The organism is Gordonia sp. (in: high G+C Gram-positive bacteria) (genome assembly GCF_049299075.1).
GTDB lineage: Bacteria > Actinomycetota > Actinomycetes > Mycobacteriales > Mycobacteriaceae > Gordonia.
On record NZ_JBAQWU010000142.1, the window covers coordinates 1 to 4,272 of the forward strand.

At 66.5% G+C, this 4,272-nt stretch carries 3 protein-coding genes; 2 read left to right on the forward strand and 1 reads right to left on the reverse strand.

Annotated elements, in window-relative coordinates; genetic code table 11:
• Positions 1 to 1,955, forward strand: a 1,955-nt coding sequence (locus tag WAW85_RS04765; RefSeq protein ID WP_422558498.1) for an NAD(+) synthase, incomplete at its 5' end; no start/stop codon positions are given.
• Between the two features lie 3 nt (positions 1,956 to 1,958).
• Here the strand turns inward: WAW85_RS04765 and WAW85_RS04770 are convergent.
• The gene (locus WAW85_RS04770) at positions 1,959 to 3,470 is read right to left on the reverse strand and encodes a WS/DGAT/MGAT family O-acyltransferase (RefSeq protein ID WP_422558499.1); all 1,512 of its coding nucleotides are present in this window, start codon (positions 3,468 to 3,470) and stop codon (positions 1,959 to 1,961) included.
• A 121-nt stretch (positions 3,471 to 3,591) separates the two neighbouring features.
• Here WAW85_RS04770 and WAW85_RS04775 point away from each other — a divergent pair, with 121 nt between their 5' ends.
• Entirely contained in the window at positions 3,592 to 4,122 is a 531-nt protein-coding gene (locus tag WAW85_RS04775; protein WP_422558500.1) for a nuclear transport factor 2 family protein, read from the forward strand.
• The last annotated feature ends 150 nt before the right edge of the window (positions 4,123 to 4,272 follow it).

Consider the following 4,272-nt stretch of genomic DNA (forward strand, 5'->3'; position numbering starts at 1 on the left):
ACGGGTTCGCCCGTCTCTCCGCCGCGGTGCCCCTGGTGGCCCTCGCCGATCCCGCCCGCAATGCGACGCGCACCATCGGTCTGATCGCGCAGGCGCACGAGGCCGACGCGGCCCTGGTCGCCTTCCCTGAACTCGGGCTGTGCGGCTACAGCGTCGACGATCTGGTGCAGCAGGATGCGCTGCTCGATGCCGTGATGAGCGGCCTCCACGCCATCGTCGAGGCCACCGTGGGCCTGCGGCCGCTCGTCGCCGTCGGCGCACCGCTGCGGATCGATGACGGGTTGTACAACTGCGCAGTCCTGATCCACGACGGCGAGATCCTCGGGGTCGCCCCGAAGAGCTATCTGCCGAACTATCGCGAGTTCTACGAGCAGCGCTATTTTGCCGCGGCCCGCGATGCGGTGGTCGACTCCGTGGTGCTCGGCGGCCGCGAGGTCCCGTTCGGCACCGATCTGATTTTCGAGGCCGCCGACCTGCCCGGTTTCCGCGTGCACGTCGAAGTGTGCGAGGACAGCTGGGTGCCTATCCCGCCGAGCACCCTCGCCTCGCTGGCCGGAGCCACGGTGCTGGTGAACCTGTCGGGCAGCCCGGTCACCATCGGCAAAGAAACCTACCGCGCGGCCCTGGTGACCGGTCAGTCCGCGCGCTGCGTCGCCGCCCAGGTGTACGTCGCCTCCGGTTTCGGCGAGTCGACCACCGATCTCGCCTGGGACGGCGACGCCCTCCTCGCCGAGAACGGCACGCTACTCGCCCGCAGCGAACCGTTCGCCATGGAAGAACAGGTGATCACCGCCGACATCGACCTGGACCGCCTGCGCCAGGAACGCGCCCGGATGATCAGCCTGCGCGATCAGGTCGGCGACTACGCCGACGCGGTGCGCGACTTCCGCCGCGTCTCCTTCGTCCTCGGCGACCTCGACGACGCGACCGACGCGCTCGCGCGCACCGTCGCGCAGTTCCCATTCGTCCCGGCGAGCGCGGCCGACCGCGACCGCCGCTGCCGCGAGGTGATGCACATCCAGGTCCAGGGCCTGGCACAGCGGCTGCGCGCCACTGGCCTCGAGCGCATCGTCATCGGCGTCTCCGGCGGCCTCGACTCGACACTCGCTCTGCTGGTCGCGGTGGAAACGTTCGACCGCCTCGGCCTGCCACGCACCAACATCCGCGCCTACACCATGCCGGGCTTCGCCACCGGCGCCGCAACTCTCGCGCGCAGCCACGTGCTGATGACCAGCCTCGGCGTCACCGGCACCGAGCTCGACATCAAACCCTCGTGCGAGCAGATGCTCAAAGACCTCGGCCACCCCTTCGCCGACGGCAAGCCGGTGTACGACGTCACCTTCGAAAACGTACAAGCCGGCGAGCGCACCTCGCATCTGTTCCGGCTGGCCAATGCGCTCGGCGGCATCGTGCTGGGCACCGGCGACCTGTCCGAACTGGCCCTGGGCTGGTGCACCTACGGCGTCGGCGACCAAATGTCGCACTACAACGTCAACGGCTCGGTCCCCAAAACCCTGATCAAACACCAGATCGGGTGGGCCGCCGAGGACGGCAGCTACACGCCGGCGACCGTCGAGGTGCTACACGAGATCCTCGGCGACGTGATCTCCCCCGAACTGGTCCCGGCCAGCGCCGACGGCGCAATCCAGAGCACCGAAGACACCGTCGGCCCCTACGAGTTGCATGACTTCTTCCTCTACTACCTGACCCGCTTCGGCTACCGCCCGTCCAAGATCGCCTATCTGGCCAGCCAAACATGGGGCGAGAAATACGACGACGCCACCATCCGCCACTGGCTTGAGGTCTTCCTCAAACGCTTCATGGCCAACCAGTTCAAACGCACCGCGATGCCCAACGGACCCAAAATCGGCTCGGGCGGCTCCCTCTCCCCACGCGGCGACTGGCGCTCCCCCTCCGACGCCCCCGCCACCGCCTGGCTCAACGCCCTGGACTAGCGGTCAGGCGTTGCTGCCGTCGACGTGCAGGACCTTGATCTCTTCGACGTCACCCTCGTAGGTCTTCGCGGCCTCGGCGTCGAGGGTGTGCGCCACCTGCGCAGCGGCTTCCTCGGCGTCGACGGCCGCCGTCAGTTCGTCGAGCTGCCGAGTGAAGGCATCGCACAGGTCCCAGATATCCGGAGTCAGGTCCGCACACGTCAACAGGCCGACGTTGAGTTTGTCGGCCACTGAGAACACGGTGATGTTCAGGCCCAGGCCGTGGAAGATCGGGGCCAGCGGGTACACGCCTTCCACTTTTCCGCCGAGGACGTACATGTCGAAGGCCGGACCGGCGACGTTGGAGATCACCGTGTTGAACACCGGCGGGTGCAGCCCGGACAGATGCCGGTCAGCATAGACTCGCATCAGGGCGCCCAGGGTGTTACCCGGGGCGAACTCGGCGAAGGCCCGCAGCATGTTCGGGTCCACCTCTTGGTGGTGTGCCTTGGCCTGCCTCGAATAGATCCCCGCCACCCGGATCCGTTCGACCGGATCCGCGACCGCGGTGGGCAGCCTGGTGAACATACCGGTCACCTTGTTGGTTCCGGTCACCACCAGATCAGATTCGTCCGCGCCGCGCACCGACACCGGGACCAACCCGACCAACGGATCGGACGGCAGCTCGTCGCGATCGGCGAGATACTCACGCAGCGCTCCGCCGGTCATGGCGAGCACCACGTCGTTCATTTTGACGCCGTAGTGATTCTTGATGCGCTTGACGTCGGCGACCGGCATCTGGGTCAGCGCCAGCGAACGGCGCGGGGTGAGCGGCGCATTGAACCGGGTCCGCGGAGCCAGGAATGGAGCGGGCATGCCGTCGCCCGAGCGCACCCGCTTGATCCACTCCACCGGGACCGGCAACGTCTTGGGGATCAATTTGACCGCGGCCAGCGGACGTTGCAGAAAGAAGTTCATCGCGCCGGTCAGGGCCATCTCGATCCGCGGGGCCTCACCGGCGGTAACCGCCACCAACTCGGGATCGAGTTCGGGCGGCTCGGGGCTCGTCGTGGCCAACTGGCCGAGGATCTCGGCCACCGTGGCACCGTCGACGCTCGCATGGTGCATTCGGAGCAGCAGCGCAATCCGGCCGCCGGCCATACCCTCCATCACCCACATGTCCCACAACGGCTTCTTGCGATCAAGCTCCTGCCCGATCAAGTGGCTGCTCATCTGCGCCACTTCCTGCAGCCGGCCGGGCGTCGGGATCGCGATGCGGTGGACGTGCCGCTCGATCTGGAAATCGGTGTCCTCGACCCATACCGGATGATCGAGGTTGGCCAGCGAGTCGGCGAGTTTGCGCCGAAAGACGGGGAGCCCGGTGACCCTGCGGGCCATCTCGCTACGCAGTTTGTCGAAGGTGTAGCCGCCGGGAACGGTCGCCGGGTCAAGCTGCAGGACCGCTGCCACGCTCATCACCTGCGACGGAGTCTCCAGATACAGAAAAGATGCATCCAGCCCACTTAACCGTTCCATGCCACCGACCACCTCACTGAATACCCACTTGAAACACGTTCTTGTTCACCTCAGCCTAGACCCGACTCGGCCCCGCGACGCTATCGAAGATCAGTGACGCCGTGTTGTAGGGTCCACAGATATGGCACCGGAGTTCACCGTCGAGGAACTCGACACCGCGTACCTACGCTTCCAGGAAGTGGTCGCCGACGTCGCGCGCACCAAGGACTGGGACCTGTGGGCCGACCAATTCACTGTCGACGCCCACTACGTCGAGCACGCCTACGGCACATTCGAGGGCCGCGAAGCGATCCGCGCCTGGATCGCCAAAACCATGACGGCATTCCCGGGTAGTCACATGGTCGCTTATCCGGCGCTCTGGCACGTGTGCGATGCGGCCACCGGCCGGGTGATTGCCGAGGTGGACAACCCGATGCGCGACCCCGGCGACGGGTCGGTGCTGACCGTCACGAATATCTCGATCCTCACCTACGCCGGCGATGGCCTGTGGAGCGCCGCCGAAGACGTGTATAACCCGATGGAATTCGGCGCAATGACCTACGACTGGTGCCAGCGCGCCGCCGCGTGCGGCACCGTGGACGCACCCGCGCAGGCGTGGCTGGACAGCTACGGACGAGACTTTGCGCCGCGGCGCAAACCTACGCAAACGTAAGAACACCCTCGCCACCATGCCGACAGACTTGGGAGCGCCCCACTGTTGCCGTAGCCTGGAAACGAAAGCCCCCGATCAAGAGGACCCGACATGGCACGCGCACTCACCCAGCTCGAGCTTCTGCAGGAGCTTGAGTCGACTGCCGAAGAC